The sequence below is a fragment of the Pseudomonas sp. AC070 genome (genome assembly GCF_979258635.1).
The window spans coordinates 1,388,957-1,414,518 of sequence record NZ_OZ409871.1; the positions used below are offsets into that span (position 1 = coordinate 1,388,957).

Genomic DNA, 25,562 nt, shown 5'->3' on the forward strand with positions numbered 1-25,562 from the left:
TCACCATGGAAAGTGCTTACGGCCGCGAAGGCGGGGTGATTCAGAGTCTTCTGGATACCGACTACTACACCTTCACCATGATGCAGGCGGTGCTGCACCAGCACCCGAACGTCGATGTGGAATACCAATTCATCGTGCGCTCCAAGGAAAACCTGGGGCACTTGATTCCAGAAATTCGCGAGGAACTGGAGAAGTTGTCTCAGCTGCGTATGCGCGACGACGAGCTGCGCTTCCTGTTCAACCGACGTTTTCGCGAATACCTCACGCCTGACTTCGAACAGTTTTTAGGATTGTTCCGCTTCAATCTGCGCTACATCCTGGTCAACGAAGTGGACGGGCAACTGAACATCCGCGTCCGTGGCCCGATGCTGCACTGCATCATGTTTGAGCAGCCGGTGCTGGCCTTGGTCAGCGAGCTGCGTAACCGTGAGAAATACGCCGATATCGAACTGGAAGACGTTACGCGTCGGCTGTATCAGAAGTTCGAATGGCTGGAAAAAAACGTCAGTAAAGAAGAACTCGCCGACTTTCGTGTGTCTGACTTTTCAACACGGCGGCGTTTGTCGTTCAAAGCGCAGCGTGAGGTGGTTGACATCATGCGCCGCGATTTCCCCGGCGTGTTTGTCGGCACCAGTAACGGGCACTTGGCCTACGAGTTCGATCTGCCGCTGATTGGCACCATGGCGCACCAGTGGCTGATGGTTCACCAGCAACTGAGCCGCTTGCGTGAAAGCCAGAACGTGGCATTGGAAAACTGGGTGCATGAATACCGCGGGCGCTTGGGCATTGCCCTGACTGACTGCATCAGCACCGATTTTTTCCTCAAGGATTTCGATCTGTATTTCGCCAAGCTATACGACGGGCTGCGCCAGGACTCGGGCAACCCAATCGTTTGGGCCGACAAAGTGCTGGCCCGCTATGGTCAGCTGGGCATCGACCCAATGACCAAAGAGCTGATGTTTTCCGATGGGCTGAACTTCGAGAAGTGCTTGCCCATCCTGCGTCACGTTCGCGGCAGGGCGAAATTCGGTTTTGGCATGGGCACGAGCTTGGCCTGTGACGTAGACGGTGTAGAGCCGTTGAGTATTGTGATGAAACTGGTGCGGGTGCACGGCGAACCGGTGGTGAAGTTCTCCGACGACCCGGTGAAAAATGTCTGCGAAGACGCCTCGTTCCTGCAATACGCCTCGAACGTATTCGGCGTACGCGACACCAAACAGCAACTGGTAGGAGTGTGAAATGGGCACGGCAAAACAAGATGCGATTGCGCGCGAGCTGGGGGTAAACCGCCAGTTGGCTAAAGGTGGCGAGCAGGCGGAAATTGCTCGTCGCGTCGACTTCATCAAAGGCGTGGTGCGTAATTCCGGATGCAAGTCGCTGGTGCTGGGCATCAGTGGCGGCGTCGACTCGTTGACCGCCGGGCGCCTCTGCCAACTCGCCGCCGAGCAACTGCGCGACGAAGGTTATGAGGCTCAGTTCATTGCCGTGCGCCTGCCCTATAAAACCCAGGCTGACGAGCATCATGCCCAGGCCTCGCTGGACTTTATCAAGCCGGACCAGATCACCACCGTTAACATTGCCGACAGTGTCGAAGGCCTGATGTCCAACATCGCCATCGAAGGGCTGCAGCCGAGCGAGGGGCTGATCGACTTCACCAAAGGCAACGTCAAAGCGCGCACGCGGATGGTGGCCCAGTACGCCATCGCCAACTTCACCAACGGTTTAGTAGTGGGCACCGACCATGCCGCCGAGGCGTTGATGGGCTTCTTCACCAAGTTCGGCGACGGTGCGTGCGACTTGGCGCCGTTGAGCGGCTTGTGCAAGAGCCAAGTGCGGATCGTCAGCGCTGCGTTAGGCGCCCCCCATGAGCTGGTGTTCAAGGCGCCCACCGCAGACCTGGAAGAGCTAGTGCCAGGCAAGTTGGACGAAGATTCGTACGGCTGCACCTACGAAGACATCGACAACTATCTGCTAGGCAATGAAGTGCCTGCCGCGGCGGTGGAGATCATCGAGCGCGCGTACGCCAAAACAGCGCACAAGCGCGCACTGCCTTTGGCGCCGTAACACAGCGTCTATTCCGGTCTGTGTCATAGCGAGCGCGCTGTTACAGCGCGCTCGCTATCGTTTTTATCCCTGCGTTTTTCGTTGCGCCGCATCGCGATAGGCGAGGTATTTGCGCTGCGTGGCGATATGGTCGGCGATGATCTTCGCGTCGTGCCACACCCCCCAGATAAACGTCGACCCTCGGCGCAGCAGCCAGGGCAAGCCCAAGAAGTAAACCCCAGGCTCGCTGGACACGCCGCGTTGATGTTGCGGCTTGCCGTTGGCATCGAAGGCGTTCACTTGCAGCCAGCTGTAGTCCACCGCATAGCCGGTCGCCCAGATGATCGAGGTGATGCCGGCTTGGGCTAAATCCAGCTGCACGAGCGGGTTTTTTACGCACTCCGGTTCCGGCAAGAAGAAACGGGCCTCCGGCTCTTCGGGAAGATCGAGCCCGTTGCGAGCGATATAGGAGTCGGCCGCGTCCAGCAGCGACAAGTAGTTCTGATCACCATTGGCCAGGTTCTGTGCGAGGTCGGCTTTGAAGGTCACCACGCCTTTCTCGAATGAGTCGGTCAGTCCCACCAGCGTGATGCCAAGTTTCGCCAGGGCACGAAAGTCCACGGTATGACCGCCGCGAGCGCCACTGACGGCGATGGTCACGTGCTCTTTGCCGGGCTTGCTGGCGGGTGCATCCCACTCGCCCAACACGCCGAGCCACCAGCAAAAATCACGGTTGCGGTACGACCGGGGCGGGCGGTCATGGGCGCCTACTGACAGGTACACCTGCTTGCCTGCCCGCTGCAATTCATCGGCAATTTGCACACCGGAAGAGCCCGCGCCAACGACCAGCACTGCGCCGTCGGGCAACTGCGCCGGGTTGCGGTAGTCGGCCGAGTGGATCTGGTGAATGTCGGTGGTGGTGGGCGCGATTGATGGAATTACCGGACGCTGAAACGGACCGGTTGCCGCCACGATGCGGTTGGCTTCGTAGGTGCCTTCGGAGGTTTCGATGGTGAAGCCCGCACGGTCGGCATTGCGGGTGACTTTTTTCACCTCTACGCCGGTACGAATCGGTGCGTTGAATTTTTTGGCGTAGGTCACGAAATAGTCGGCGACGCGCTCTTTTGAGGCGAACGCATCGGGCTCCAGGTCGTCGAATTCCAAGCCGGGAAAACGGTCGTGCCACACCGGACCGTTGGCCACCAGCGAATCCCAGCGGCCCGAGCGCCACGCTTCAGCGATGCGGCTTCGCTCCAAGACCAGATGCGGTACGCCGAGGTTGCTCAGGTGCTCGCTCATGGCGATGCCGGCTTGGCCTGCGCCAATCACAAGTGTGTCGATGGAGATTTTTTCGGCTGTCACATCTCAGTCCTTCTGAATGGCGTTTGGCCTTTTCCGGTAGTGACGAGCGAAATGGTTGGCGCCGCCATTACCGAGGAGATAGGGCGCATTCTGTTCAGCGGAAGGAAATAGCGAAAATATGATTTATGTAGTCGCTAGCTAGGAAAAAGATGCCTCTGCGAAGGCCGCACGGCGTGCCGTGCAAGCGGGGCTCCGCGAATGGGCGGTCATGCTGCAGCAGAACGTTTGGGATGGCTTGAATGCGTTGCGCAATGCGTTGTGTCGGGCTGCGGCTTTAGCAGATACTGCGCGTGGATTTTTTCCCTCATTCCTTGCAAGAAGGGCTCAGCAATGGGCGTTTTAAGGAACGAGTGCGGTGCTAAGGATGGCAATTAACAGGTTAGGGCATGCCCCACAGAGGCGCAGCCATGAGTAGAACCGTAGTTGCATCCAGAAACTGAAACAGGCGCCGCATAAGGACACCGAATGAAGCGTCTTTTAATACTGCTAACCGTACTGGCGATCGCCGGCTGTTCGTCGAGCCCTACGGTGCATAAGAAGTACGGCAAAAAAGCAGGATTGCACATCAGCTGTTCCGGGCTGACGTCCTCTTGGGAAAACTGTCTGGCTGAGGCCGCGAAAAGTTGCGGCAGTGCCGGGTACAAAGTGCTGGCGAAGTCGGGAGTGGGGGAAGGGGATTATGACGAAAATTATCCGTTTGGCCTGAACCCGGACGGCTTCTCCAGCCGAAACATGATCGTTCTCTGCCGTTAACAGTCAATTGAAGGGCTACGGTTTTGCACACGCTCACCGAGCGCTCACATGGGAAGCACTATGGCTAAGTTGGGCTGGGGATTACTGGGGGGCGCAGCGTTGCTGCTGGCGCTGAATGGCTGCGCAACGGTCAACCCAACGATTACCAAGGATGGCGATCAGGCGCTGAGCATCGACTGTTCGGGGCAGGCGCTCAAATGGCAACACTGCTACGAGAAAGCCACGCAAAGCTGCCCGAGCGGCTATGACGTGGTCGGCAAAAAGGGGCGCGCCGATGCAGCCCCGGATGACCGCGTGCTGGGCATGGAGCCAGGCGACTATGCTTACCGCAGCTTGGTCGTTACCTGTCACTGACGCGTATCACGCGAGCATAAAAAAACCGGAGTCTGTGAAAACAGGCTCCGGTTTTTTTATGGCGATATCGGCAATCAGGCCGGTATGTAACTCATGACCCCGGCGTTATCCACCAGTTGCTTGCGCATCTCTGACGAGAGTGAGCCGGCACGCACGCAGAGCTCGCGGCGTACACCTTCAACCACCTGGCCGAACGCCTCGGCGCTGACCACTTCATCCGAACTGATAACGCGGCTATAGGCCATTTCATCGTTGCTGTCGGCGAGGGTCAACACCACGCTGCCATCGGGGCGGAGCTGGCCTAGGGAAGGGCGCAGCGGGTGGAAGGCTTTCTCGAGCAGGTCGAAATTAACATGACGCATATAAGCGCTCCGTCGCGGGTGAGTTAGCTCAGACCGTCCCGCTTTGCGGAGGTTCAGGCCGCCAGGCCTTTGGTTGCCAGCGATTGACGCGTGCGGTCGATCACGTGCTGCAACGAGCCGTTTTCATACTGCTCGGGGTACAGGCGTTCGCAGTGACGGGCTACGCCGCGTTCGTTGACGATGGTGAAGCTGAAGCAGCCATTGCGTACGGCCTGGATATGGCAGGCCAGAGGAGCGAAGGCGTTACGAAGGGTGCTGATCGCATCCTGAACTTGGGGTTGGGTATTCATCATTATTAGATGTTCCTACACGTGCGGCGTCTTGCCGCTAATAAAATAACTCCGATATTGGCCGCCAAATGGGCGAGCTCAAATGACTCTGATCGGAGCAGGACCGCACGCTAAAAGTTCCGCCAATATGCGGTGCTCATCGTGCAGGTAGGTACTTCGGAGGGCAGGTGCCACGGAACACTTTAAGGTGCGGTTCCAGTGGTGGTCCTGATCAATCGACAGATTGGCGTTGCAGAGTTGGAGGCAGCACGGCGATCTTTGGAGAGGGCGGTGAAGCTTTATCTGGAGGCCAGCCAGGTGTGCTTAAAAAGCGGTCACTTGGCATCAGGCACTTCGCATCAGCTAGGCTCGGTTGAGCGAGGAAGCTGGAGAGGAGGGCGTAAATTGACTTTCAAACGTGGTACTAACCGGCAGGCACCCTACGGCAAAAACTGAGGCGTGACCAATCAGTCTGACCAGCGGTTGCGTTATCGGCGTATGAGGTCGCGGGTCAGGCACAAACAATGGCCCATAAAAAAGCCCCACCGGAGCGGGGCTTTTTACATTCAGCGCTGGGCTGAATTAGGCAACCTGAACTTCTTCAGCTTGCATGCCTTTCTGGCCTTTAGCAGCTACGAAAGTAACCGACTGGCCTTCTTTCAGGCTTTTGAAGCCATCGCTTTGGATAGCTTTGAAGTGTACGAAAAGATCGTCGCCGCCCGATTGTGGAGTGATGAAGCCGTAGCCTTTTTCATCGTTGAACCACTTAACGGTACCCGCTTGGCGATTGGACATGGTGTAGCTCCTTGAACAAAGTTAACTGAGGTCGTGAGACCAGGTTCGGACTGAGTGCAAAGAGTAAAAGGAGTCGTGGAGCAAGAGCTAGCTTCCATTGCGATTCACGGTGACACAAGCAGCACAGTGGCGACACCATACAAGGTTTATTCACCGAGTGCGAGCCCTTCGCATCGCCGAAAATCACCCTGTATTTACTGGCTAAATGACGTAGTCGGCGACGTCGTTGCTTTCAGAAAATTTGCTTAAAAATTGCTGCGTCCGCGCCTCACGCGGGTTGGCAAATAACGCCTTGGCTTCGCCCTGTTCGACGATCACGCCCTGGTCGATAAACACCACGCGATTGGCCACATCGCGAGCGAAACTCATCTCGTGGGTGACGATGATCATGGTGCGATTTTCTTGGGCCAGACCGCGAATAGTTGCCAGCACTTCGCCGACCAGTTCTGGATCGAGCGCCGAGGTTGGTTCGTCGAACAGAATCACGTCGGGCTGCATGGCCAGGGCCCTGGCGATGGCCACGCGTTGCTGCTGGCCGCCTGACAAGCGACGTGGATACGCATCCTCCTTGCCCGCCAGACCGACCTTCGCCAGCAGCGCGCGGGCCCGTTCAACCGCGGTGGCGCGCGCTTCTTTTTTCACCACCAGTGGCCCCTCAATAATGTTTTCCAGCGCTGTGCGATGGGGAAACAAATTGAAGTTCTGAAACACAAAACCGACGCGCTGGCGCAGGCTGCGAATCAGCTCTTTTTGCTTGGCCAACGGCTTGCTCGCATCAATAAACATATCGCCAACGCGAATGCTGCCGCCGTCCGGTTCTTCGAGCAGATTGAGGCAGCGCAGCAGCGTGGTTTTGCCTGAGCCGCTGGGGCCGATAATCGCCACCACTTCGCCCGTTTCCACATCCAGGTCGATGCCTTTGAGCACCGTCTGGCCGTTGAACACTTTTGTCAGCGCACGCACTTCAATCATCGGTCTGTCATGGCTCATGGTTGTGGCGGTTGACCCGCGCTTCCAGATGGTTTTGCAGCGTCGCCAGGGCGGTGGCCAGCAGCCAATAAATCAACGCGGCGGCCAAGTACATTGTGAAAATTTCGAAGGTTCGCGCGGTAATCAACTGCGCTTGTCGGAACAGCTCCGGCACCTGAATGGTGGCGGCTAATGCCGTGTCTTTAACCAGCGAAATAAAACTGTTGCCCAACGGTGGCAATGCCGTGCGCGCGGCCTGAGGAAGAATGGCGCGACGCAACGTTTGCGCGCGGGTCATGCCGATACTCGCGGCAGCTTCCCACTGGCCTTTGTCGATAGAGCCGATGGCCGCACGCAAAATTTCGCACACATACGCGGCCATGTTCAGCGAGAAACCGACGAGCGCTGCCGGCAGTGGGTCCAGTTGGATACCCAGCTGCGGCAGGCCGTAATAGATCATAAACAGCTGCACCAGCAGCGGCGTGCCGCGAAAGAACGACACGTAGATGCGTGACGTCCAGCTCAGCAGCCGCAATGCCGACAAGCGCATCAGCGCCAGGCCAAAGCCCAGCAGCAGGCCGAAAAACATCCCGCCCAGGCTCAGCACGATGGTGTACATCGCGCCCTTGAGCAGGAAGGGCGCCGAGTTCAGCGCCAGTTGTAGGCTTTGTTCCATTATTGGGCTTCGATCACTGAGTTACGTCGGCCTTGAACCACTTCACCGAGAGCTTCTGCAAGGTGCCGTCGGCGCGCAGTTTAGCGATGGCTTTGTCGATGGCGGCGAGCAGTTGCGGGTTGCCTTTGCGCAAAGCGATGCCCGCTTCCTGCGGGGCGAACGGCTTGCCGGCAACGGCCAGGGTGTCGCCGGTTTTTTCGATCAGTTCGAACGCGGCCAGACGGTCGCCAAGAATCGCGTCCAGGCGGCCAACGCGTACGTCCTGGTTACGGCTGGCGTCGTCGTCATAGGTGCGGATGTCAGCTTGCGGCACGTTCTCTTTCAGCCATTGCTCGTAGTTGGTGCCCAGCACCACGCCGACTTTTTTGCCGTTCAGATCGGTCGGCTTGGAGAAGTTGCCTTCCTGCCCTTTGCGCGTCAGCACTTGAATGCCGGAGACGGTGTACGGGCTGGAAAAGTCGTACTTCTTCTTACGCTCTTCGGAGATGGTCACTTGGTTGACCACAATGTCCAGACGCTTGGATTCCAGCGCCGCGAGAATGCCGTCCCACTTGGTCGGCTGGAACTCGGCTTTCACGCCCAGCTCTTTGGCCACGGCTTCGGCAAATTCCACTTCAAAACCGGTCAGCTTGCCGCTCTCGTCCTGGAAGTTGAACGGCGGGTAGGTGCCTTCCAAACCGATCTGGATGGTGCCTTTTTTCTGGATGGTTTGAAGGAGGTCATCGGCAGCCTGGCTGGTGCCGATAAGACTGGCGCCAAGCATCAAGCTCAAGCCGCCGAGGATGAAGGTGCGGCGCAGTGCGGAAATGGTCATAGCAGAGTCCCTGTTACCGGTGGGTGGCGTGAAGTGGGGATAACTATAGAGCGAAAAATACTATGCAATTAAATAATAAAAAAGCAGATATGCCGCACTTTGGAGAATAAGCGAAGCGGCCCCGCCTTTCGCTTGCGCTTAGCCTCCCGTTGCCCCGGCAGGCTGATAAGCGAACAGCGCAGGCGCGCCGCCGGTGTGCAGAAACAGTAGAGGGCCGTCACCGTCAAAACGTTGCGTGGAAATGCCATCCAGTAGACCGGCGAATGCTTTGCCGGTGTAAACCGGGTCGAGCAGCACGCCTTCCTGGCTGGCTAACAGTTTGATCGCGGCCAGCGTACCGGCGTTGGCTTCGCCGTAGCGGGGGCCGAAATACTCATCCCACAGGTTTACCTTGAACGCCGCCGGCAGGCTAATGCCGAGCAACTCGGCAGTGCGTTCGGCCAGGCTTTGCACCTTGGGAAATTGCGTGGCAACGGGGCGCGACACTGTTACGCCAATCACTGGCAACGTGGGCAGCCGCTCCGCCAGCGCCAGCGCCAAGCCGCTATGGGTGCCAGCGCTGCCGGAGGCCAGCACCACGGCAGCGAAGGTGATGCCGCTGGCCTCTATCTGATCGGCCAATTCCAATCCGGCGCGTACGTAGCCCAAAGCGCCCAGTGCGTTGGAGCCGCCAATCGGCACCACATACGGCAGCTTGCCCTGTTGGCGCAGGCGTTCAGCGCTTTGTTGCAGCAGCTCGTCAGCGTTGTCGAGCGTCGCTACGGGCTCGATGTGCGCGCCGAACAAATCCAGCAGTAGGCGATTGCCATTGTTTAGATAGTTGGCGTCCGAGGTGCCAATCGGGTTTTCCAGCAGCGCCACGCAACCCAGTCCCAGGCGTGCAGCAACAGCAGCCGTCTGGCGAACGTGATTGGACTGAATCGCCCCGGCCGTTACCAGGGTGTCGGCGCCGCTGCGCAGGGCATCGGCTAGCAAATACTCAAGCTTGCGCACCTTATTGCCGCCAAGGGCGAACTGAGTGGTGTCGTCGCGCTTGATATGCACCTCGCGACCTAGCGTCGCCGATAGGCGCGGCAGGTGTTCAAGCGGGGTGGGGGCAGTGAATAACGGTAGGCGGGCAACGGCTTCGAGGCGGTGGTTGATCATAATGTTCGGCAGCATTCAGGAGCGGGAAGCAGAGGACTATAGGCAGCGATCCGATCAGCCACAACCCGGATTCTCCTCGTCGTAATACTGGCCTTTTGCGCCGTGCGCACAGCTTTAGCGCAGCCTTTGTCTGGCGCAATGCCACCTTGAAAACCGCTTTGCTGGCGTTGCCGTGGAAGCGGCTAGCAAATTTTCGTGATGCTTGTATGTCAGCCCTTTCGCTGACGACCAAGCGCGGGCGCAGTAGTTCCGTGGGTTCCAGCGAATGCTGTAGGAAAACTACCTGGCGTTTTAGCTATTTTTGGCACTTGGGCGCCCTGAAAAAGGGCGCCAAGCAATCGAGCGTCAAAACTTGTGCACAATTGCGAAGCGGCACTTTCCAGGACGCGCAAAATCCTATAAGGGCGTTCAAGTTTTTTCCTGTGCGCATTAAGTCAATGAAAAATATAGGTTTTTTCAGTTGGTGAAAAAATCATCAATTCGACTTCGAGCCCCGCATCATCGGCCTTGGCGAGGCTTGCTCCCAAGTTACCCACTGAGTTATCCACAGGTTCTGTGGATTGTCCCAAGCGCTTGCTCTAGATCGCGGGCGTCGGTTTTTTGCAAGACTTTACTGACATAAAAATCGGAGTAGAGTGGCCGCCCTCTGTTGCCATTGCCCACTCTTATGCCGCGCAATTCCGCTTCTGCCGTTCCTAAGACCGCGCCGCGTTTTCCGCTGCGAGTCGCTTTATGGCTATTGGACAGCCCTCGCTTTGGTCGCCGCGTCAGCACGAAACAGTTCGCCGGCCGCCTGCTAAAACAGCCGGCTCGCCAGGGCGTAGTGGTTGCGCAAACTCGGTTGGGTGAGTTGCTGTGCCGCGATTGCGGCAATGCCCGCGACCGCCGCATTGGCTTTGAGCTGTTGCGCCAAGCCGGGCGCGCCCATGACCCGCGCGCTCAGCTGGAGCTGGGCCGCTTGTATAGCCTGCCGCGTCATTTCGATTTGGCCGAAGCCCGGAACTGGTTAGAAATGGCCGCTGCGCAAGGCTGTGACGAGGCTGTCGAGCGTTTGCAGGCCTTGCCCCAAGCGCAATAAACGCTTCGCGAGCAAGCTCGCGCCTGCGTAATAGTCGGCCATGTAGGAGCGAGCTTGCTCGCGAAGCCGTTGATCCTTGCGCCGCCTAACGCGCCCTGATCCGCCGTCTGGAACCCTGGTTATACTGCCCGCCATTCTCGCGCGGAGCCTTTCATGCCTATCGATGTGCCCACTCTGTTTATTGGTTTGGCCGCCGCCGCCGTGCCGTTGCTGGCGCTGCTCTGGCAACAGCAGCGGCGCCTGGTGCAAGCGCAGTCGCAACTGGCGCTGCTTGACGAGCGTTTGAGCACGGCGCAACTGGCCCAGGATGGTTTGGCCGCGCAGTTGGATGGCTACCGCAACGACATCGCCGACCTCATCGAAACCAAAGCTGAGCAGCAGGCCGAGCTGGCAGCACTGCGCCGGGAAACCGATCTGCTGCAAAGCGAGCGCAGCCGTGCCCGTGAAGCGGCGCAAGAGTGGCGAAGCGAGCGCGAACTCAAGGAAGCGGAGTTGCGTCAGCTGTCGGCCGAGCGCGCCAGCCTCAGCGCCGAACTTCGCGAGCAACACGACAGCCATCAACAACGGCTTAGCGACCTGCAAGGTTCGCGCGATGAGTTGCGCGCGCAATTCGCCGAGCTGGCCGGAAAGATTTTCGACGAGCGTGAGCAACGCTTCGCCGAAACCAGCCAACAACGCCTTGGCCAGTTGCTCGACCCCCTGAAAGAACGCATCCAGTCGTTCGAAAAACGTGTGGAGGAGAGCTACCAGCAAGAAGCGCGCGAGCGTTTTTCGCTGAGCAAGGAATTGGAGCGCTTACAGTTGCTAAACCAGCGCCTCGGCGACGAAGCCACCAACCTGACACGCGCGCTGCAAGGGCAGAAAACCCAGGGCAACTGGGGCGAGCTGGTCCTGGAGCGGGTGCTTGAACATGCCGGGCTTGAAAAGGGCCGCGAGTACCAGACCCAGGTCAGCCTCAAGGGGCAAGACGGCGCACGCTTCCAGCCTGATGTGCTGATTCAGTTGCCGGGCGAGCGGCAAGTGGTGGTGGACGCCAAGGTCAGCCTCACCGCTTACCAACACTATGTGGTGGCTGAAAACGACAGCGCGCGTCAGCACGCGCTCAAGCAGCATGTGGTGTCGCTGCGCAGTCATTTGAAAGGCTTGTCGCTGAAGGATTACCAGCGCCTCGAAGGGCTGCACAGCCTGGATTTCGTGCTGCTTTTCGTACCGATTGAGGCCGCTTTCGCCGCCGCTTTGCAGGCCGATCCGGGGCTGTTTCAGGAAGCGTTCGAGCAGAACATTGTCATCGTCAGCCCCACGACGTTGCTGGCGACGTTGCGGGTGATCGACAGCCTCTGGCGCCAGGAACGGCAAAGCCAGAACGCGCGCGAAATTGCTGAACGTGCCGGCGCGCTGTACGACAAGTTCGTGGCCTTTATCGTGGATTTGGATGAAGTGGGCAGCCGCTTGAGCCAGCTCGACAAAGCCTACGCCGCCGCTCGCAACAAGCTCGCCGACGGGCGCGGCAATATCATCAGCCGCGTGGAAAATCTGAAATTGCTGGGCGCGCGGGCAAGCAAAAGTTTGCCTAGTGATTTGCTCGAGCGTGCCGCTGGATTGCCTCAGTTCGACGACGCGGACGAACCCGCCGACGTCTCCAACTCCGCCGAAGCCCCCAACCCGTAGGAGCCAGCTTGCTGGCGAAGCCGTTTCCAGGATTCGCCAGCCAACTGGGTTCTACGTCTGCTGCGCGACAAATTTGCGGATCCAATCGGCCAACTGAGTGGGCTCGGCGAGCAGTTGCCAATGCCCGGCCGCCACTTCCCTCCGCAGCAGATTCGGCGCCCAGTGCTGCAAGTTATCGAACAGGTGCGGGCGCACGAAACGGTCGCGGGTGAGGACCACCACCTGCACAGGAACCTGGGTAAACCGTTGGCGCGGCGTAAACAAACTGCGGACGAAATTCGCCCGGTACAGCTTCACGCCATATTGGCCGTCTTCGCGCTGGGTCGGGTTAATGCGCACCGGGCGGATGCCTTCCATGTTGCGTAAAAAGCGCGGCCATAGCCTGGCCATGCCGTGGCGCCAGGCCAGTTCAGGCAGCCAGGGAATGTGGAAAAAGCCGATGTACCACGAGCTGAGCAACTGGCTGAGCATCTGCTTCAGCCCGCCAAGACTGCGGGCCTTGCCTCGCTCGCCCATCCAGTAGCCGATGTGGTCCAGGCACGGCCCGGAAATGCTGGTGTAAGAGGCGATCCGGCGCCGAAGACGCGGCTCGGTCACGCCTTCCCAGCTTTGAATCGAGCCCCAATCGTGGGCGACCAGATGCACCGGTTTATCGGGACTGTGAGCCAGAATCACGGCCTCTAAATCATCGGCCAGAAGCGGCAAACGGTAGTCGCGACGATGCCGGGGTTTATCCGATGCGCCAGCGCCACGCACGTCATAGGCAATGAGGTTGAAGTCTGCTGCCAATTGGTTAATCAGCGGCAGCCAGATGTCGTGGTTATCGGGGTAGCCGTGCACCAACAGCACTGTCGGCCCGTCTGGGTTGCCCCAGCGGTACGTAGCCAGGCGCACGCCGCCGCTGTCGACCATCACCTGATCGGTTACGGCGGCGGGGCTGGCGATGTGAACGGCAACAGTCATGGCAACACTCCAATTCGGGCAGGTTGTCAGTATTGAAGGGCGAGGGCGCGGGTGACCAGAGGGCCGCGGGCAGAGCGTGGGTTGCGCGCTGGCGCTGATGGGGTCGACAGGTGCCGCGCTAGAGCGGTGGCTCCTATAAATAAGACAGACCGGAGAAAACCAGTTCCAACCCAAGGTTGGGGCGGGAGATGAGAGTTGGATGCCTTGACCGCGTTATATCCGAAAGCCTGGGTCCCCGCTTTCGCGAGGGCGACGGCAATCCAGGCGATTCACGTTCCGGTACTCACCGCAACGACAAATGCCGACTCAACAACGCCCGCAACGCCGCCGGCTTCACCGGTTTAGGCAGGAAATCCAAACCGGCCGCATGAACTTGAGCAATCAGTTCCGGGCGCCCATCGGCGCTGATCACCACCCCCGGCACCGGCTCGCCCAAGCGTGTGCGCAGCCAGGCCATGAGTTCGGTGCCGGTTTCGCCTTCGTCGAGGTGGTAGTCAACCAACGCCAGTTGCGGGCGTACGTCTTCGGCCAGCAGGTGCTCGCATTCCAGGCGATTTCGCGCGGTCCACACCTGGCAACCCCAGCGCGACAGCAGGCTGTGCATGCCGACCAAAATGCTGTCTTCGTTATCGACGCACAGCACATGGGCACCGCTCAGGTGGTGACCGTTGGCATCGGCGCCGTTGCCATTCACGACGGCGGGCGCAGGCGTGCGTGCCAGCGGTACGGTCACGCTGAAGACGCTGCCTTTGCCTGGCCAGGAACGCACTTCAAGCTTGTGGCCCAGCACGCGGCACAAGCCATCGGCGATGGCCAAGCCCAGCCCCAGACCTTTTTCGGCGCGGGTCTGGTGGCTGTCTAGGCGCTTGAATTCCTCGAAAATCACCGCGCGTTTGTCTTCTGGGATGCCCGGTCCGCGGTCCCAGACTTCCAGGCGCAACCCTTCGCTGCACCGGCGCACGCCTAGCAATACGTGGCCGCTGGCGTAGCGGAAGGCGTTGGTGAGGAAGTTTTGCAGCACGCGGCGCAGCAGCTTGATGTCGCTGTCGACGCGCAATTGGCTGCCGCGCAGGTGGAAGGCCACGCCTTGTTCCTGCGCCTGGGCTTTGAACTCGGCGCCCAGGGCATCGAACAGCGTGTTCAGCTCGAAGGCGTGACGCTCGGGGGTGATGCGGCCGTTTTCCAGGCGCGAAATATCCAGCAGGTCGCTGATCAGGTCTTCGGCCGAGCGCAGCGAACTGTCGAGGTGGCGGATCAATTGCTGGGCCTCGCCCGGCAGCGCTTCAGCCTGGTGGGCGAGGGCAGCGGAGAACAGCCGCGCCGCGTTCAGAGGCTGCATCAGGTCGTGGCTGACGGCGGCAAGAAAACGGGTTTTCGATTGGTTGGCGTTTTCCGCCACGCCCTTGGCTTCGCTCAGGGCCAGGTTGAGCTGCGACAGTTCGTGGGTGCGCGCGGCAACCCGTTGCTCCAGTCCTTCGTTGGCCTCTTTCAGCCCTTGCTCGGCATCGCGGAACGCAGTGATGTCGGTGAAGCTCATAACGAAACCGCCGCCCGGCATCGGGTTGCCGATCAGCTCAATCACACGGCCATTGGGGAAGAGTCGTTCAGAGGTGTGCGCACGGCCTTGGCGCATCCAGTACAGGCGGCGCTCGACATGCGCATCCGCTTCGCCCGGCCCGCACAGACCGCGCTCGGCGTTGTGGCGAATGATGTCCGCAATCGGCCGGCCCACGCTGATCAAACCATCCGGGTAATCGAACAATTCCAGGTAGCGGTGGTTCCACGCCACCAACCGCAGCGCGGGGTCGACCACGCTGATGCCTTGGGTGATGTTTTCGATCGCGCCTTGCAGCAGGGTGCGGTTGAACTGCAGCACCTCGGAGGCTTCGTCGACGATGCGCACCACGTCCTCGACCTGCATGTCGCGGCCTTCAATGGCGGCCTTTACCACCGCGCGGGTTGATGACGCGCCGAGTACGCCGGCCAGCAAACGTTCGGTGTGGGCAATCCAGTCGCCGTTGGCCGGCTGGTCGGGGTTGAAGGTTTTGCCTTGACGGTAGGCGAAGCGAATAAAGCTTTGCTGTGCCCGTTCTTCGCCAACGAAGCGACTGGCGAGGTTCAGCAAGTCGTCCACCTGCACGGCAAGTTGATTGCGGCTGCTGGGCTTGTTGCCGAATTCCTGGCTGATAAATCGCCCGGCTTGCCAGTGCTCAGCCACGCGGGTGCGGGAAAAGTACGACACCCACACGAACAGCGTGCAGTTGCTCGCCAGCGACAACACCACGCCCCGGGTCAGCGGGTCGACCTGCATGCCAATGGATTGGTACAGCAGAAATTCCAGACCCGGAAACTTCGCCAGCGACCAGCCCAGACTGTGCGCCACCACCGGCAGTACCAGTGTGTAGAACCACACCAGGCAGCCGGCCGTGAGCCCGGCAAACACGCCACGGCGGTTGGCCTGTTTCCACAGCAGGGCACCGAACATGGCCGGCGCCAGTTGCGTGATGGCGGCGAAGGAAATCTGGCCGATGGTTGCCAGGCTGGCGTTCGAACCGAGCAAGCGGTAGCAGACGTAAGCCAGCAGCAGAATCACCACAATGCTGACGCGGCGCACCGAGAGCATCCAATGGCGGAACACCTCGAAGGGCCGCTCGGCGTTTTGCCGGCGCAGCAACCAGGGCAACAGCATGTCGTTGGAGACCATCGTTGACAGCGCCACCGCTTCGACAATCACCATGCCGGTGGCGGCCGAGGCGCCGCCGATAAAGGCCAGCATCGCCAGGGCTGGATGGGCGTGGGCCAGCGGCAGACTGATGACGAATGAGTCGGGAATCACCCCGGCCGGCAAGAGCATTTTCCCCGCCAGGGCGATGGGGATGACAAACAGCGCGGCCAGCGCCAAATAAGCCGGAAATACCCAGCGGGCCAGGCGCGTATTTTTCGGCTCGATGTTTTCAACCACCGTCACGTGGAACTGCCGGGGCAGGCAGACGATGGCCATCATGGCCACGCCGGTTTGCACGATCAGCGACGGCCAGTTGATGGTTTCGGCCCAGAACGATTCAAGCTGCGGCGCGGCGGCAGCTTGATCGAGCAGGTCGCCGAAGCCGTTGAATACGCCCCAGGTGACGTAGGCACCGACCGCCAGAAAGGCGAGCAATTTCACCAGCGACTCGAAGGCAATCGCCAGCACCATGCCCCGGTGGTGCTCCGTAGCGTCGAGGTTGCGGGTGCCGAATAAAATCGAGAACAGGGCCAGCACCAGTGACACCACCAAGGCGGTGTCTTGCGAGCGGGTGCCCGTGGTGTCTTGCACGTGGCCGGAGCCAATCAGCATGTTGACGCCGAGCACGATGCCTTTGAGTTGCAGGGCGATATACGGCAGCACGCCCACCAGGCAGATCAGCGCGACCACAACCGCCAACAGCTGCGATTTACCGTAGCGCGCGGCGATAAAGTCGGCGATGGAGGTGATGTTTTCCTGCTTGCTGATCATCACCATTTTCTGCAGCACCCAGGGTGCGAACAGCATCAGCAGAATGGGCCCCAGGTAAATCGGCAGAAACGACCACAGCTGCCCGGCGGCCTGGCCAACGCCGCCGAAGAAGGTCCAACTGGTGCAGTACACCGCCAGCGACAGGCTGTACACCCACGCTTGTACGTTGGCCGGCATGGGCGTGCGGCGGCGGTCGCCGTAAAAGGCGATGGCAAACATAATGGCCATGTAGCACAGAGCGACCGTGGCGATCAGCCCGCTGGACAGCGACATGCGTACTCCGAAAACAGCTGGTTTATTTGGCGCGTTGAGGTGGCGAGGTGGAACGCCAGCACGCTGCTGAGTGTCGCATCAAAGTGTCATCCAGTCAGGCGCGACTAAGGTCGCACGCAGCGTATCGCCGCACTCACGCGCCGGCAGTCGTCCATAGGAATTCAGTCATGTTCAAGCCCCAACTCATCACCTTGCAGCGTGGCGCGCTGCGTCTGGAACCGTTGCTCGAAGCGGACATTCCGGCGTTGGTCACGCTCGCCGACGCCAACCGCGCGCAGCTTGTTTATATGAGCGGCCCGTTGCGCCTGGATTGGTACCGCAGCGCGCTTGCCCAGCAGCGCGACGAGCAGGCGCTGCCGCTGGTGGTGCGCTTGGGTGATCGGCTGGTGGGCACTACGCGGTTTTTCGATTTTCATCCGGAGCTGCCGTCGTGCGAAATCGGGGGCACGTGGCTCGACGCCAGCCAACACGGCACGGGGCTGAACCGAATGATTAAGTACCTGATGCTGCGTCATGCCTTCGAAAGCTGGGACATGGTTCGAGTGCAACTGCGAACCGCCGCCAGCAACGGGCGCTCGCAAGCGGCCATCGAAGGACTGGGCGCGGTGCGTGAAGGCGTATTGCGCAACCATCGGCGTTTGGCCGATGGGCGCCTGGACGACAGCGTGCTATATAGCCTGACCGACCGCGAGTGGCCGGCAATCAAGCAGCAGTTGGAGGCGCGTTTCAGCGGGTAGCGATGGCAGCGGGTAATGCAGCAGAGTGTTGGCAGATAGCGGATTTTTTCGGTGTTGAGCGGCTTGCGGCGCAACGCATCAACCAGTGGACGAGCACCTCGACGGTTCGGCAGGCGCACCCATGAACCGCTCGCAGTTGTTCGCTTACGGCTTGCGCGACAGCGTGCCGATGATTGTCGGCATCGCGCCCTTCGGCATTATTTACGGCACCTTGGCGAGCGTTGCCGGGCTCAGCCTGTGGCAGGCGTTGGGCATGTCATTGCTGGTGTATGCCGGCTCGGCGCAGTTCATTGCCATTAGCCTGCTCACCGCCGGCACCGGCGCGGCGGTCATTCTTTTCACCACCTTGATCGTCAACTTGCGCCATGTGCTGTACAGCGCTTCGTTGCAGCCTTACATCGCCCATCTGCCGCAAGCGTGGCGCGTGCCCCTGGCCTTTGGCCTGACCGACGAAACCTTTGCTGTGGTGCAGCGCCGCTACCTGGCGCACGGCGCCGGTGACCATGGCCATTGGTACCACGCAGGCGTGGCGCTGGCCTTGTACCTGTGTTGGATCAGTTCGTCATTGCTCGGCGTGTTGTTCGGCCAAGCGATGCCGAGCCTGGCCGGCTGGGGGCTGGATTTCGCCATGCTGGCAACCTTCATCGGCATCGTCGTGCCGCTGCTGCGCAATACGCCGCAAGTGGCCGCCGCCGTAGTCGCTGGCGCCGTGGCGGTGGCGTGTCACGCCCTGCCTTACAAACTCGGATTGCTGGCGGCGGCCATGGCCGGGATCATCGTTGGGGTGGCGCTGGAGCGTCGCGTTAGCAAACCCGTGGTCGGGGAGGGCGCGTGATGCAAACGTGGTGGCTAATTCTCGGCATGGCACTCATCACCTTTGCGGTGCGCTACAGCTTGTTCGCCTGGCCCAACCTTCGCTTCCCGCCGCTGGTGCTGCAAGGCTTGCATTACGTGCCGACGGCTGTGCTCACGGCGATTGTGGTGCCGGGCATGTTGATGCCTGATGGCGAGCACCTGGCGCTTCGCCTGGATAACGCTTACTTGCTCGCCGGCTTCGCTGCGATTGTGATCGCTGCCCTCACTCGGCACTTGCTCGCCACCATTGGCGGCGGGTTTGTAGTGTTCTTCTTGCTGCGCTGGGCGTTCGGCCAGTTGCCGCTATAAGCGCAATTTTTTCGCACGTTCCGGCACAAAATCTGTTTCGCCCTGTGGCTTTGTGTCACGCATTTGCAGTCCAATGCTGGACGGCCGGCGTGGCCTCACCACAGGTACACAGGGATCATGACCACACACTCGCAGTTCGCTTTGTTGGGTAAAAAACGCTTTCTGCCTTTCTTCGTAACGCAATTGCTCGGCGCCTTCAACGACAACATTTTCAAGCAGTCGCTGATTCTGGCCATCCTGTTCAAACTCAGTATCTCTGGCGACCGCACCGTGCTGGTGAACCTGTGCGCGCTGCTGTTTATCCTGCCGTTTTTCCTGTTCTCGGCGCTGGGCGGCCAGTTCGGCGAGAAGTTCGACAAGCACCGGCTGATCCGCGCCATCAAACTCGCGGAAATTCTGATCATGTCGGTAGGCGCAGCGGGTTTTCTGCTCAATAACCTGACGCTGATGTTCGTCGCCCTGTTCGGCATGGGCACGCATTCGGCGCTGTTCGGGCCGGTGAAGTACTCGATTCTTCCGGCCGCCTTGCGCGATGACGAGTTGGTGGGCGGCAACGCCTTGGTCGAGATGGGCACGTTTCTGGCCATTCTGGCGGGCACCATCGGCGCCGGCGTGATGATGTCGGAGCAAACGTATGCGCCGCTGGTGGCCACCGCCATCGTTGCCATCGCGGTTGCCGGTTACGTCGCCAGCCGAGGCATTCCGCCTGCGTCGGCGGCACTGCCGAGCCTGGTGCTGGACTGGAACATCTTTCGCCAGTCGTGGGCCATTTTGCGCATGGGCCTGGGCCAGCGTCCGGCGGTGTCGCGCTCGATTGTCGGCAACTCGTGGTTCTGGTTTCTCGGCGCAATTTATCTGACGCAAATTCCTGCGTACGCCAAAGAATGGCTGTTCGGTGACGAGACCGTGGTGACGCTGATTCTCACCGTGTTCTCGGTGGGCATTGCCCTGGGCTCGATGCTGTGTGAGCGCTTGTCCGGGCGTAAAGTCGAGATCGGTCTGGTGCCGTTTGGCTCTATCGGTCTGACGGTATTCGGCATCTTGCTGTGGTGGCATTCCGGCAACTTCCCACAAACCGCCGAGCCGCACAGTTGGCTGCAAGTGTTGAGCTACGGCCAGGCGTGGTGGGTGTTGGGCGACATTCTTGGCATCGGTATTTTTGGTGGTTTTTACATCGTGCCGCTGTACGCGCTGATTCAGTCGCGCACTGTTGAGAACGAGCGCGCGCGCGTGATCGCCGCCAACAACATCCTCAACGCGCTGTTCATGGTGGTTTCGGCCATCGCCTCGATTCTGTTCCTGGCCGTCGCCAAGCTGTCCATTCCGCAGCTGTTTTTGGTGGTGTCGCTGATGAACATCGCGGTGAACAGCTACATCTTCAAAATCGTTCCCGAGTTCACCATGCGTTTCATGATCTGGCTGCTCAGCCATTCCATGTACCGCGTCGAGCACCGCGAGCTGGATCGGATTCCAGACGAGGGCGCCGCTGTGTTGGTGTGCAACCACGTTTCGTTTGTAGATGCGCTGCTGATTGGCGGAGCGGTGCGCCGGCCGATTCGCTTTGTCATGTACTACAAAATCTACAACTTGCCGGTGCTCAACTTTATCTTCCGCACCGCCGGCACTGTGCCGATTGCCGGGCGCAGCGAGGATTTGCTGATATACGACCAGGCATTCAAAAAGATTGGCGAGTACCTGAGAAACGGCGAGCTGGTGCTGATCTTCCCGGAAGGCAAGCTGACCACTGACGGCGAGATCAACGAGTTCAAAGCCGGCGTGACGCGCATTCTGGAAGAGAACCCGGTGCCGGTGATTCCGCTGGCGCTGCAGGGCTTGTGGGGCAGTTTCTTCAGCAGAGACCCGAACAAGGGCTTGTTCCGTCGCCTGTGGTCGCGCATAGCCCTGGTGGCCGGCACGCCGCTGGCGCCGGAAGCGGCAACGCCCGCCGTGTTGCAAGCGCAGGTGGCGCAGTTGCGTGGCAGCATCAGGTAAGCTTTTGTAGGAGCCAGCTTGCTGGCGAATCCTGCAAACGATGATCGCGAATGTCGTTTGCAGGGTTCGCTAGCAAGCTAGCTCCTACAGGCGTTGCCCTTGCTAGTGGCTGAGCTTGAGGCCAACCAAGCCGCAAATAATCAACGCCACGCTACTCAATCGAATCAGCGTCACGGCTTCGCCGAACAGGACGATGCCGGCGATGACCGTGCCCACGGCACCCACCCCCGTCCATATCGCATAGGCAGTGCCCAGCGGCAGCTCTTTCATGGCAAGACCCAGTAGGCCCAGGCTGACGAGCATGGCGCAAACGGTGAGTGCGGTGGGGAGAGGGCGGCTGAAGCCGTCGGTGTATTTCAGGCCGATGGCCCACGCCACTTCGAACAAGCCGGCGACGATCAGAATGATCCAGGACATGAGACTAGCTCCACAGTGTGTGGGGTCGTCCCCGAGTGAAAGGCAGGCCCAAGGTCGTCCTCAGGCTGTGCGGTATTTTGCACAAGGCTTGTCAGATGGCAAGCCTGGCAGACGTTTCAGGATATGGACTGATCAGGCTTTTCCAGGGAGCCAGGTGCCGGCTGGTCATCTTGCATCCGGCGAAACCACGTCGCCAGCAGCGCCCCGGATATGTTGTGCCATACGCTGAACAGCGCGCTGGGCACGGCGGCCAGCGGTGAAAAGTGCGCACTGGCGAGGGCGGCGCCCAGCCCGGAATTTTGCATGCCCACTTCCAGCGCAAGCGATTTACGTTGCGCCAGCGGCAGCTTGAATACCTTGCCGGTGAAGTAGCCCAGCAAAAAGCCAAAGCTGTTGTGCAGAATTACCACCGCCATGATCAGCAAGCCGGACTCGGCGATCTTCGCCTGACTGGCTGCCACGACGGCGCTGACGATCAGCACAATGCTGACCACCGACACCAGCGGCAGCACATCCACCGCCAATCGCGTGCGCTCGCCGAGCAGCCGTTGCGCCACCACGCCGAGCACGATGGGCAGCAGCACCACTTGCAAAATCGACCAGAACAGCTCGGCAAACGACACCGGCAACCAGGCCGACGCCAGCAGCCAGATAAGCGCAGGCGTCAGCAGCGGCGCGAGCAGGGTGGTGACGGCGGCAATGGCTACCGACAACGCCAGGTCGCCTTTGGCCAGCCACGTCATCACGTTGGAGGCGGTGCCGCTCGGGCAGCAGCCGACCAGAATCACGCCCACGGCAATCTCTGGCGGCAGGTGGAAGAGCTGACACAAGAGCCACGCCACGCCGGGCATGATCACGAAGTGCGCGACCACGCCCAATGCCACACGCCACGGATGGCGGGCGACTTCGGCGAAATCGTCGAGCTTGAGGGTCAGGCCCATGCCGAACATCACCACGCCCAGCAACGGCACGATGGCGACCTTCAAGCCGATAAACAAACTCGGAACGAAGAACGCCACCACGGCGAACAGCAGCACCCAATAGGCGAATGTATTGCCAACGAAACGACTGAGAGCGGCGAGTGCGCGCATGGGGATTTCCTGAACGGGGGGTTAAACGCCTTGCGGAATTTCTTCGCCGCCCAGTGCTTCGAACAGCTGCGGCAGGAATTCGTTAAAGGTCAGCATCATCAGCGTGAAGCTGGCATCCAGCTGGCCGAGGGCTTCGTCGCCGCCGTCCTGTTCAGCCTGGTCGGTGAGCAAGTCTTCGAAGCGCAGGCGCTTGATGATCAGTTTGTCGTCGAGCACGAACGACAGTTTGTCTTCCCAAGCCAGGGACAGCTGAGTGACGAATTTGCCAGACGACAGGTGCAACTGAATTTCTTCGCTGGTCAGGTCCTGGCGTTTGCAACGAACGATGCCGCCGTCTTCCTGGGTGTCGCGCAGCTCGCACTCATCCAACACGTGGAAACCGGGGGTGGCGGTTTGGGTTTTGACCCACTCGGTCATGGTGGCGGTCGGCGCCACTTTTACCGAAAGCGGGCGCACCGGCAGCGAGCCAATGGCTTCGCGCAGGGTGGACAGCAAGTCTTCGGCGCGCTTCGGGCTGGCAGCGTTAACCAGAATCAGACCTTGCTTCGGCGCGATGGCGGCAAAGGTGGAAGAGCGGCGAATAAAGGCGCGGGGCAGGAAGGCCTGGATGATTTCATCCTTGATCTGGTCGCGTTCCTTTTTATAGACCTTGCGCATTTGCTCGGCCTCGATTTCGTCGACCTTCTCTTTAACGGCATCGCGCACGACGCTGCCGGGAAGAATGCGGTCTTCTTTACGCGCGGCGATCAGCATGAAGTCCTGGCTTACATGAACCAGCGGGGCGTCTTCACCTTTGCCGAACGGGGCGATAAAACCGTAGGTGGTCAGTTCCTGGCTGGCGCAGGGGCGAGCGGGTTTGGCGGCCAGTGCGGTTTCCAGTGCTTGCGCATCGAAGGGCAGATCTTGGGTGAGGCGATAGACGAGCAGGTTGCGGAACCACATGAGGGAAGAACTCCATTTTTCGCAAAGCGCGCATTATTCCCCCCTGAACGCCATTGGCCAACCCTGCGCTAAGCCTTTGGAACGTCAGTAAAAATTATTTTAAAAAGGGCTTGCCAGGGTGAGGATCGCTCCGTAGAATGCGCCCCACTTCGAGAGTGAAGGGTGATTAGCTCAGCTGGGAGAGCATCTGCCTTACAAGCAGAGGGTCGGCGGTTCGATCCCGTCATCACCCACCAATCGAGGTTACGCGCAGCGGTAGTTCAGTCGGTTAGAATACCGGCCTGTCACGCCGGGGGTCGCGGGTTCGAGTCCCGTCCGCTGCGCCATATTACGAGTCTCTATAGACTGAAGTAGAGACTCAACGAGGAAGCGGCCATTGGCCGCTTTTTTCGTTTCTGACTTCCCCGTTTTACCCCCTCCTTTCATTGCCGCTTGCAGCTCACCTGAGCCGCCTGCGAACCCCCGTTTTTGTTCAAAAAATGCACACGACTTTTCCTAGCCTTTTCCCGGAGAAATTCCGTTTGGATGCCTGAACTTATGGCACTTTTCCCGTTCGTATCCCCGTAGCCAGTGATCCCGGCGGCCTGCTAAGCTCCCCGCTTCACTCGATTGCCCTCTTTAGCACTAACAAGGAATGAGTATGAGACAACATCGTTTAGCGGCGGCGGTGGCCTTGGTTGGCCTGGTGCTCGCGGGCTGCGATTCGCAGACCAGCGTTGAGCTGAAAACCCCCGCGCAAAAAGCGTCCTACGGTATCGGCTTGAACATGGGCAAAAGCCTGGCTCAAGAAGGTATGAACGATCTCGATTCCAAGGCAGTTGCTCAAGGCATCGAAGACGCTATCGGCAAGAAAGAGCAGAAGCTCAAAGATGAAGAGCTGATGGAAGCTTTCGCTTCGCTGCAGAAGCGTGCTGAAGAGCGCAGCGCCAAGCTCGCCGAAGAGTCGGCTGCAGCCGGCAAGAAATTCCTCGAAGAAAACAAGAAGCGTGACGGTGTGACCACCACGGCTTCGGGTCTGCAATACGAAGTCGTCAAGAAGGCAGACGGCCCTCAGCCTAAAGCCTCCGACGTGGTGACTGTTCACTACGAAGGCAAGTTGACTGATGGCAAAGTGTTCGACAGCTCTGTTGAGCGCGGCAGCCCGATTGACCTGCCAGTTAGCGGCGTGATCCCAGGTTGGGTTGAAGCCCTGCAACTGATGCACGTTGGCGAGAAGATCAAGCTCTACATCCCAAGCGAACTCGCTTACGGCGCCCAGAGCCCGAGCCCGGCGATTCCTGCCAACTCGGTACTGGTTTTCGATCTGGAACTGCTGGGCATCAAAGACCCATCCGCAGCACCGGCTCCAGAACCCGCTCAGTAATACTCAGTGTCATCCCAGCGCCCCGTCTCGACGGGGCGTTGTTGTTTCTGCGCGTCTAAAGTCCGAACCACGGGTTGACTGGCGGGTCTCAAATAAGCATGGGTGTTACGGTTATGCACATTTCGCGAACAACTCCCATCGCCGCCAAGTGACACTTACGTACCACATTTATATCTTCAGTAACTAGCTGATTTAGTTGGTATTTTTACGCTGATTAAAAAATGCCCGATCTGTAGCAAAGCCCCGCGCCATGGGCGTTGGCTTGGACCACCAGCCGCTTGTTCACAAGGTTATCCACAGCTTCGGTGGATAACCCAGCCAGCCCAGTACGCACGCGGGCTGAGGAGAAATGCCGATGAAAACGCCATGGAATTTCGCCCGTTACCTGCCGCTGGCGCAGCGGTTTATTGCCCGCGGCCGATTGCCTGCTTTGCTCCTGGCAGTCACGCGCAAGAGCGCATCCCAGGGCGGTCGCCTGGGCGCATTGAAGGCAGAGTTACGAGTGTTACTGGCGCTGTGTATGGCATGGTGGCGCGGTGAGTATCGCGGCATCAGTTCGCAAGCCCTGCTGTCGGTGGTGGCGGCGCTGTTGTATTTCCTCTCGCCAATCGATGCCATACCCGATGCGCTGCTTGGCGTTGGTTTCATCGATGACATCGCCGTGCTCGGTTGGCTGCTGCGCACCTGGAGCGGCGAGCTGGATGAATTCCGTGCCTGGCTCGCTGCACGAACACCGGCGCAGCAGGAAGAATTGCTGCGGTTGCCATCACCGGTGCCATCATCTGAGGGCGATTCCGCGCCTTAATCACGGGGAAAACTTGCCCCGCGCATCACG

General features: G+C 59.7%; 25 protein-coding genes and 2 tRNA genes. 14 read left to right on the top strand and 13 right to left on the bottom strand.

The window, feature by feature from the left end:
• The first annotated feature begins 5 nt into the window (after positions 1-5).
• Together pncB and nadE are read left to right on the top strand one after the other, a co-directional pair.
• Positions 6-1,238, top strand: coding sequence for a nicotinate phosphoribosyltransferase (pncB, locus tag ACZZ0Q_RS06165; protein ID WP_122493901.1), 1,233 nt, complete (start codon positions 6-8; stop codon positions 1,236-1,238).
• 1 nt (position 1,239) lies between these two features.
• A complete protein-coding gene (nadE, locus tag ACZZ0Q_RS06170; RefSeq protein WP_463539725.1) occupies positions 1,240-2,064 on the top strand; it encodes an ammonia-dependent NAD(+) synthetase in 825 nt (274 codons plus the stop codon).
• 63 nt (positions 2,065-2,127) lie between these two features.
• On the opposite strand, the gene ACZZ0Q_RS06175 is transcribed toward nadE, so the two are convergent.
• Positions 2,128-3,405 (bottom strand): flavin-containing monooxygenase, encoded by a 1,278-nt coding sequence (locus tag ACZZ0Q_RS06175; protein ID WP_463539724.1) that lies wholly within the window; start codon positions 3,403-3,405, stop codon positions 2,128-2,130.
• A gap of 465 nt (positions 3,406-3,870) precedes the next feature.
• Here ACZZ0Q_RS06175 and ACZZ0Q_RS06180 point away from each other — a divergent pair, with 465 nt between their 5' ends.
• Positions 3,871-4,158, top strand: coding sequence for a hypothetical protein (locus ACZZ0Q_RS06180; RefSeq protein WP_122493898.1), 288 nt, complete (start codon positions 3,871-3,873; stop codon positions 4,156-4,158).
• Between the two features lie 48 nt (positions 4,159-4,206).
• Entirely contained in the window at positions 4,207-4,512 is a 306-nt protein-coding gene (locus ACZZ0Q_RS06185) for a hypothetical protein (RefSeq protein ID WP_463560380.1), read from the top strand.
• Between the two features lie 74 nt (positions 4,513-4,586).
• Here ACZZ0Q_RS06185 and ACZZ0Q_RS06190 read toward each other — a convergent pair whose 3' ends face one another.
• The 7 genes from ACZZ0Q_RS06190 to ACZZ0Q_RS06220 form a co-directional block, all read right to left on the bottom strand.
• Positions 4,587-4,874, bottom strand: a complete 288-nt coding sequence (locus tag ACZZ0Q_RS06190) for a DUF3509 domain-containing protein (protein WP_463539723.1) — start codon at positions 4,872-4,874, stop codon at positions 4,587-4,589.
• 53 nt (positions 4,875-4,927) lie between these two features.
• Positions 4,928-5,164: a hypothetical protein gene (locus ACZZ0Q_RS06195; RefSeq protein ID WP_122452914.1), complete on the bottom strand. Its 237-nt coding sequence runs from the start codon at positions 5,162-5,164 to the stop codon at positions 4,928-4,930.
• A 561-nt stretch (positions 5,165-5,725) separates the two neighbouring features.
• On the bottom strand, positions 5,726-5,938 hold the full coding sequence (locus ACZZ0Q_RS06200) for a cold-shock protein (protein WP_108095560.1): 213 nt from the start codon (positions 5,936-5,938) through the stop codon (positions 5,726-5,728).
• A gap of 201 nt (positions 5,939-6,139) precedes the next feature.
• Entirely contained in the window at positions 6,140-6,910 is a 771-nt protein-coding gene (tcyN, locus tag ACZZ0Q_RS06205) for an L-cystine ABC transporter ATP-binding protein TcyN (protein WP_463542227.1), read from the bottom strand.
• 7 nt (positions 6,911-6,917) lie between these two features.
• Positions 6,918-7,583 (bottom strand): cystine ABC transporter permease, encoded by a 666-nt coding sequence (gene tcyL, locus ACZZ0Q_RS06210; protein ID WP_463539722.1) that lies wholly within the window; start codon positions 7,581-7,583, stop codon positions 6,918-6,920.
• A gap of 13 nt (positions 7,584-7,596) precedes the next feature.
• Positions 7,597-8,397: a cystine ABC transporter substrate-binding protein gene (tcyJ, locus tag ACZZ0Q_RS06215; protein WP_463539721.1), complete on the bottom strand. Its 801-nt coding sequence runs from the start codon at positions 8,395-8,397 to the stop codon at positions 7,597-7,599.
• Between the two features lie 138 nt (positions 8,398-8,535).
• Positions 8,536-9,543, bottom strand: coding sequence for a D-cysteine desulfhydrase (locus tag ACZZ0Q_RS06220; protein WP_463542226.1), 1,008 nt, complete (start codon positions 9,541-9,543; stop codon positions 8,536-8,538).
• Positions 9,544-10,210: 667 nt separating this feature from the next.
• On the opposite strand from ACZZ0Q_RS06220, the gene ACZZ0Q_RS06225 reads away from it, so the two are divergent.
• Together ACZZ0Q_RS06225 and ACZZ0Q_RS06230 are read left to right on the top strand one after the other, a co-directional pair.
• Entirely contained in the window at positions 10,211-10,621 is a 411-nt protein-coding gene (locus tag ACZZ0Q_RS06225) for a tetratricopeptide repeat protein (protein WP_463539720.1), read from the top strand.
• A 267-nt stretch (positions 10,622-10,888) separates the two neighbouring features.
• A complete protein-coding gene (locus ACZZ0Q_RS06230) occupies positions 10,889-12,289 on the top strand; it encodes a DNA recombination protein RmuC (protein ID WP_463542225.1) in 1,401 nt (466 codons plus the stop codon).
• Between the two features lie 51 nt (positions 12,290-12,340).
• Here ACZZ0Q_RS06230 and ACZZ0Q_RS06235 read toward each other — a convergent pair whose 3' ends face one another.
• Positions 12,341-13,252, bottom strand: a complete 912-nt coding sequence (locus tag ACZZ0Q_RS06235) for an alpha/beta fold hydrolase (RefSeq protein WP_463539719.1) — start codon at positions 13,250-13,252, stop codon at positions 12,341-12,343.
• 283 nt (positions 13,253-13,535) lie between these two features.
• Positions 13,536-17,021 (bottom strand): hybrid sensor histidine kinase/response regulator, encoded by a 3,486-nt coding sequence (locus tag ACZZ0Q_RS06240; protein WP_463539718.1) that lies wholly within the window; start codon positions 17,019-17,021, stop codon positions 13,536-13,538.
• A gap of 167 nt (positions 17,022-17,188) precedes the next feature.
• On the opposite strand from ACZZ0Q_RS06240, the gene ACZZ0Q_RS06245 reads away from it, so the two are divergent.
• From ACZZ0Q_RS06245 to ACZZ0Q_RS06260, 4 genes are all read left to right on the top strand, one after another.
• Entirely contained in the window at positions 17,189-17,758 is a 570-nt protein-coding gene (locus ACZZ0Q_RS06245) for a GNAT family N-acetyltransferase (protein WP_463383492.1), read from the top strand.
• A 121-nt stretch (positions 17,759-17,879) separates the two neighbouring features.
• Positions 17,880-18,593, top strand: a complete 714-nt coding sequence (locus ACZZ0Q_RS06250; protein WP_463539717.1) for an AzlC family ABC transporter permease — start codon at positions 17,880-17,882, stop codon at positions 18,591-18,593.
• On the top strand, positions 18,593-18,922 hold the full coding sequence (locus ACZZ0Q_RS06255; RefSeq protein WP_463539716.1) for an AzlD domain-containing protein: 330 nt from the start codon (positions 18,593-18,595) through the stop codon (positions 18,920-18,922). The genes ACZZ0Q_RS06250 and ACZZ0Q_RS06255 overlap by 1 nt, the downstream gene beginning before the upstream one ends.
• A 117-nt stretch (positions 18,923-19,039) precedes the next feature.
• Positions 19,040-20,914, top strand: a complete 1,875-nt coding sequence (locus ACZZ0Q_RS06260) for an MFS transporter (protein WP_463539715.1) — start codon at positions 19,040-19,042, stop codon at positions 20,912-20,914.
• Between the two features lie 102 nt (positions 20,915-21,016).
• On the opposite strand, the gene sugE is transcribed toward ACZZ0Q_RS06260, so the two are convergent.
• The 3 genes from sugE to rdgC form a co-directional block, all read right to left on the bottom strand.
• Positions 21,017-21,331 (bottom strand): quaternary ammonium compound efflux SMR transporter SugE, encoded by a 315-nt coding sequence (sugE, locus tag ACZZ0Q_RS06265; protein WP_463539714.1) that lies wholly within the window; start codon positions 21,329-21,331, stop codon positions 21,017-21,019.
• A 116-nt stretch (positions 21,332-21,447) separates the two neighbouring features.
• The gene (locus tag ACZZ0Q_RS06270) at positions 21,448-22,422 is read right to left on the bottom strand and encodes a bile acid:sodium symporter family protein (RefSeq protein WP_463539713.1); all 975 of its coding nucleotides are present in this window, start codon (positions 22,420-22,422) and stop codon (positions 21,448-21,450) included.
• Between the two features lie 21 nt (positions 22,423-22,443).
• Positions 22,444-23,364 carry a recombination-associated protein RdgC gene (gene rdgC / locus ACZZ0Q_RS06275; RefSeq protein ID WP_122452815.1) on the bottom strand — a complete coding sequence of 307 codons (921 nt, stop codon included), beginning with the start codon at positions 23,362-23,364 and terminating at the stop codon, positions 22,444-22,446.
• A gap of 160 nt (positions 23,365-23,524) precedes the next feature.
• On the opposite strand from rdgC, the gene ACZZ0Q_RS06280 reads away from it, so the two are divergent.
• The 4 genes from ACZZ0Q_RS06280 (at position 23,525) to ACZZ0Q_RS06295 (ending at position 25,532) form a co-directional block, all read left to right on the top strand.
• Positions 23,525-23,600, top strand: a tRNA-Val gene (locus ACZZ0Q_RS06280).
• 13 nt (positions 23,601-23,613) lie between these two features.
• Positions 23,614-23,690: transfer RNA gene (locus ACZZ0Q_RS06285), tRNA-Asp, on the top strand.
• Between the two features lie 314 nt (positions 23,691-24,004).
• On the top strand, positions 24,005-24,727 hold the full coding sequence (locus tag ACZZ0Q_RS06290; RefSeq protein ID WP_463539712.1) for an FKBP-type peptidyl-prolyl cis-trans isomerase: 723 nt from the start codon (positions 24,005-24,007) through the stop codon (positions 24,725-24,727).
• Positions 24,728-25,082: 355 nt separating this feature from the next.
• Positions 25,083-25,532 (top strand): YkvA family protein, encoded by a 450-nt coding sequence (locus ACZZ0Q_RS06295; protein WP_463539711.1) that lies wholly within the window; start codon positions 25,083-25,085, stop codon positions 25,530-25,532.
• The last annotated feature ends 30 nt before the right edge of the window (positions 25,533-25,562 follow it).

Coding starts and splice junctions, on each gene's coding strand:
- pncB (WP_122493901.1), top strand. CDS start 6: ATGGAAAGTGCTTACGGCCGCGAAGGCGGGGTGATTCAGAGTCTTCTG.
- nadE (WP_463539725.1), top strand. CDS start 1,240: ATGGGCACGGCAAAACAAGATGCGATTGCGCGCGAGCTGGGGGTAAAC.
- ACZZ0Q_RS06180 (WP_122493898.1), top strand. CDS start 3,871: ATGAAGCGTCTTTTAATACTGCTAACCGTACTGGCGATCGCCGGCTGT.
- ACZZ0Q_RS06185 (WP_463560380.1), top strand. CDS start 4,207: ATGGGAAGCACTATGGCTAAGTTGGGCTGGGGATTACTGGGGGGCGCA.
- ACZZ0Q_RS06190 (WP_463539723.1), bottom strand. CDS start 4,874: ATGCGTCATGTTAATTTCGACCTGCTCGAGAAAGCCTTCCACCCGCTG.
- ACZZ0Q_RS06195 (WP_122452914.1), bottom strand. CDS start 5,164: ATGAATACCCAACCCCAAGTTCAGGATGCGATCAGCACCCTTCGTAAC.
- ACZZ0Q_RS06200 (WP_108095560.1), bottom strand. CDS start 5,938: ATGTCCAATCGCCAAGCGGGTACCGTTAAGTGGTTCAACGATGAAAAA.
- tcyN (WP_463542227.1), bottom strand. CDS start 6,910: ATGATTGAAGTGCGTGCGCTGACAAAAGTGTTCAACGGCCAGACGGTG.
- tcyL (WP_463539722.1), bottom strand. CDS start 7,583: ATGGAACAAAGCCTACAACTGGCGCTGAACTCGGCGCCCTTCCTGCTC.
- tcyJ (WP_463539721.1), bottom strand. CDS start 8,397: ATGACCATTTCCGCACTGCGCCGCACCTTCATCCTCGGCGGCTTGAGC.
- ACZZ0Q_RS06220 (WP_463542226.1), bottom strand. CDS start 9,543: ATGATCAACCACCGCCTCGAAGCCGTTGCCCGCCTACCGTTATTCACT.
- ACZZ0Q_RS06225 (WP_463539720.1), top strand. CDS start 10,211: ATGCCGCGCAATTCCGCTTCTGCCGTTCCTAAGACCGCGCCGCGTTTT.
- ACZZ0Q_RS06235 (WP_463539719.1), bottom strand. CDS start 13,252: ATGACTGTTGCCGTTCACATCGCCAGCCCCGCCGCCGTAACCGATCAG.
- ACZZ0Q_RS06240 (WP_463539718.1), bottom strand. CDS start 17,021: ATGTCGCTGTCCAGCGGGCTGATCGCCACGGTCGCTCTGTGCTACATG.
- ACZZ0Q_RS06245 (WP_463383492.1), top strand. CDS start 17,189: ATGTTCAAGCCCCAACTCATCACCTTGCAGCGTGGCGCGCTGCGTCTG.
- ACZZ0Q_RS06250 (WP_463539717.1), top strand. CDS start 17,880: ATGAACCGCTCGCAGTTGTTCGCTTACGGCTTGCGCGACAGCGTGCCG.
- ACZZ0Q_RS06255 (WP_463539716.1), top strand. CDS start 18,593: ATGCAAACGTGGTGGCTAATTCTCGGCATGGCACTCATCACCTTTGCG.
- ACZZ0Q_RS06260 (WP_463539715.1), top strand. CDS start 19,040: ATGACCACACACTCGCAGTTCGCTTTGTTGGGTAAAAAACGCTTTCTG.
- sugE (WP_463539714.1), bottom strand. CDS start 21,331: ATGTCCTGGATCATTCTGATCGTCGCCGGCTTGTTCGAAGTGGCGTGG.
- ACZZ0Q_RS06270 (WP_463539713.1), bottom strand. CDS start 22,422: ATGCGCGCACTCGCCGCTCTCAGTCGTTTCGTTGGCAATACATTCGCC.
- rdgC (WP_122452815.1), bottom strand. CDS start 23,364: ATGTGGTTCCGCAACCTGCTCGTCTATCGCCTCACCCAAGATCTGCCC.
- ACZZ0Q_RS06290 (WP_463539712.1), top strand. CDS start 24,005: ATGAGACAACATCGTTTAGCGGCGGCGGTGGCCTTGGTTGGCCTGGTG.
- ACZZ0Q_RS06295 (WP_463539711.1), top strand. CDS start 25,083: ATGAAAACGCCATGGAATTTCGCCCGTTACCTGCCGCTGGCGCAGCGG.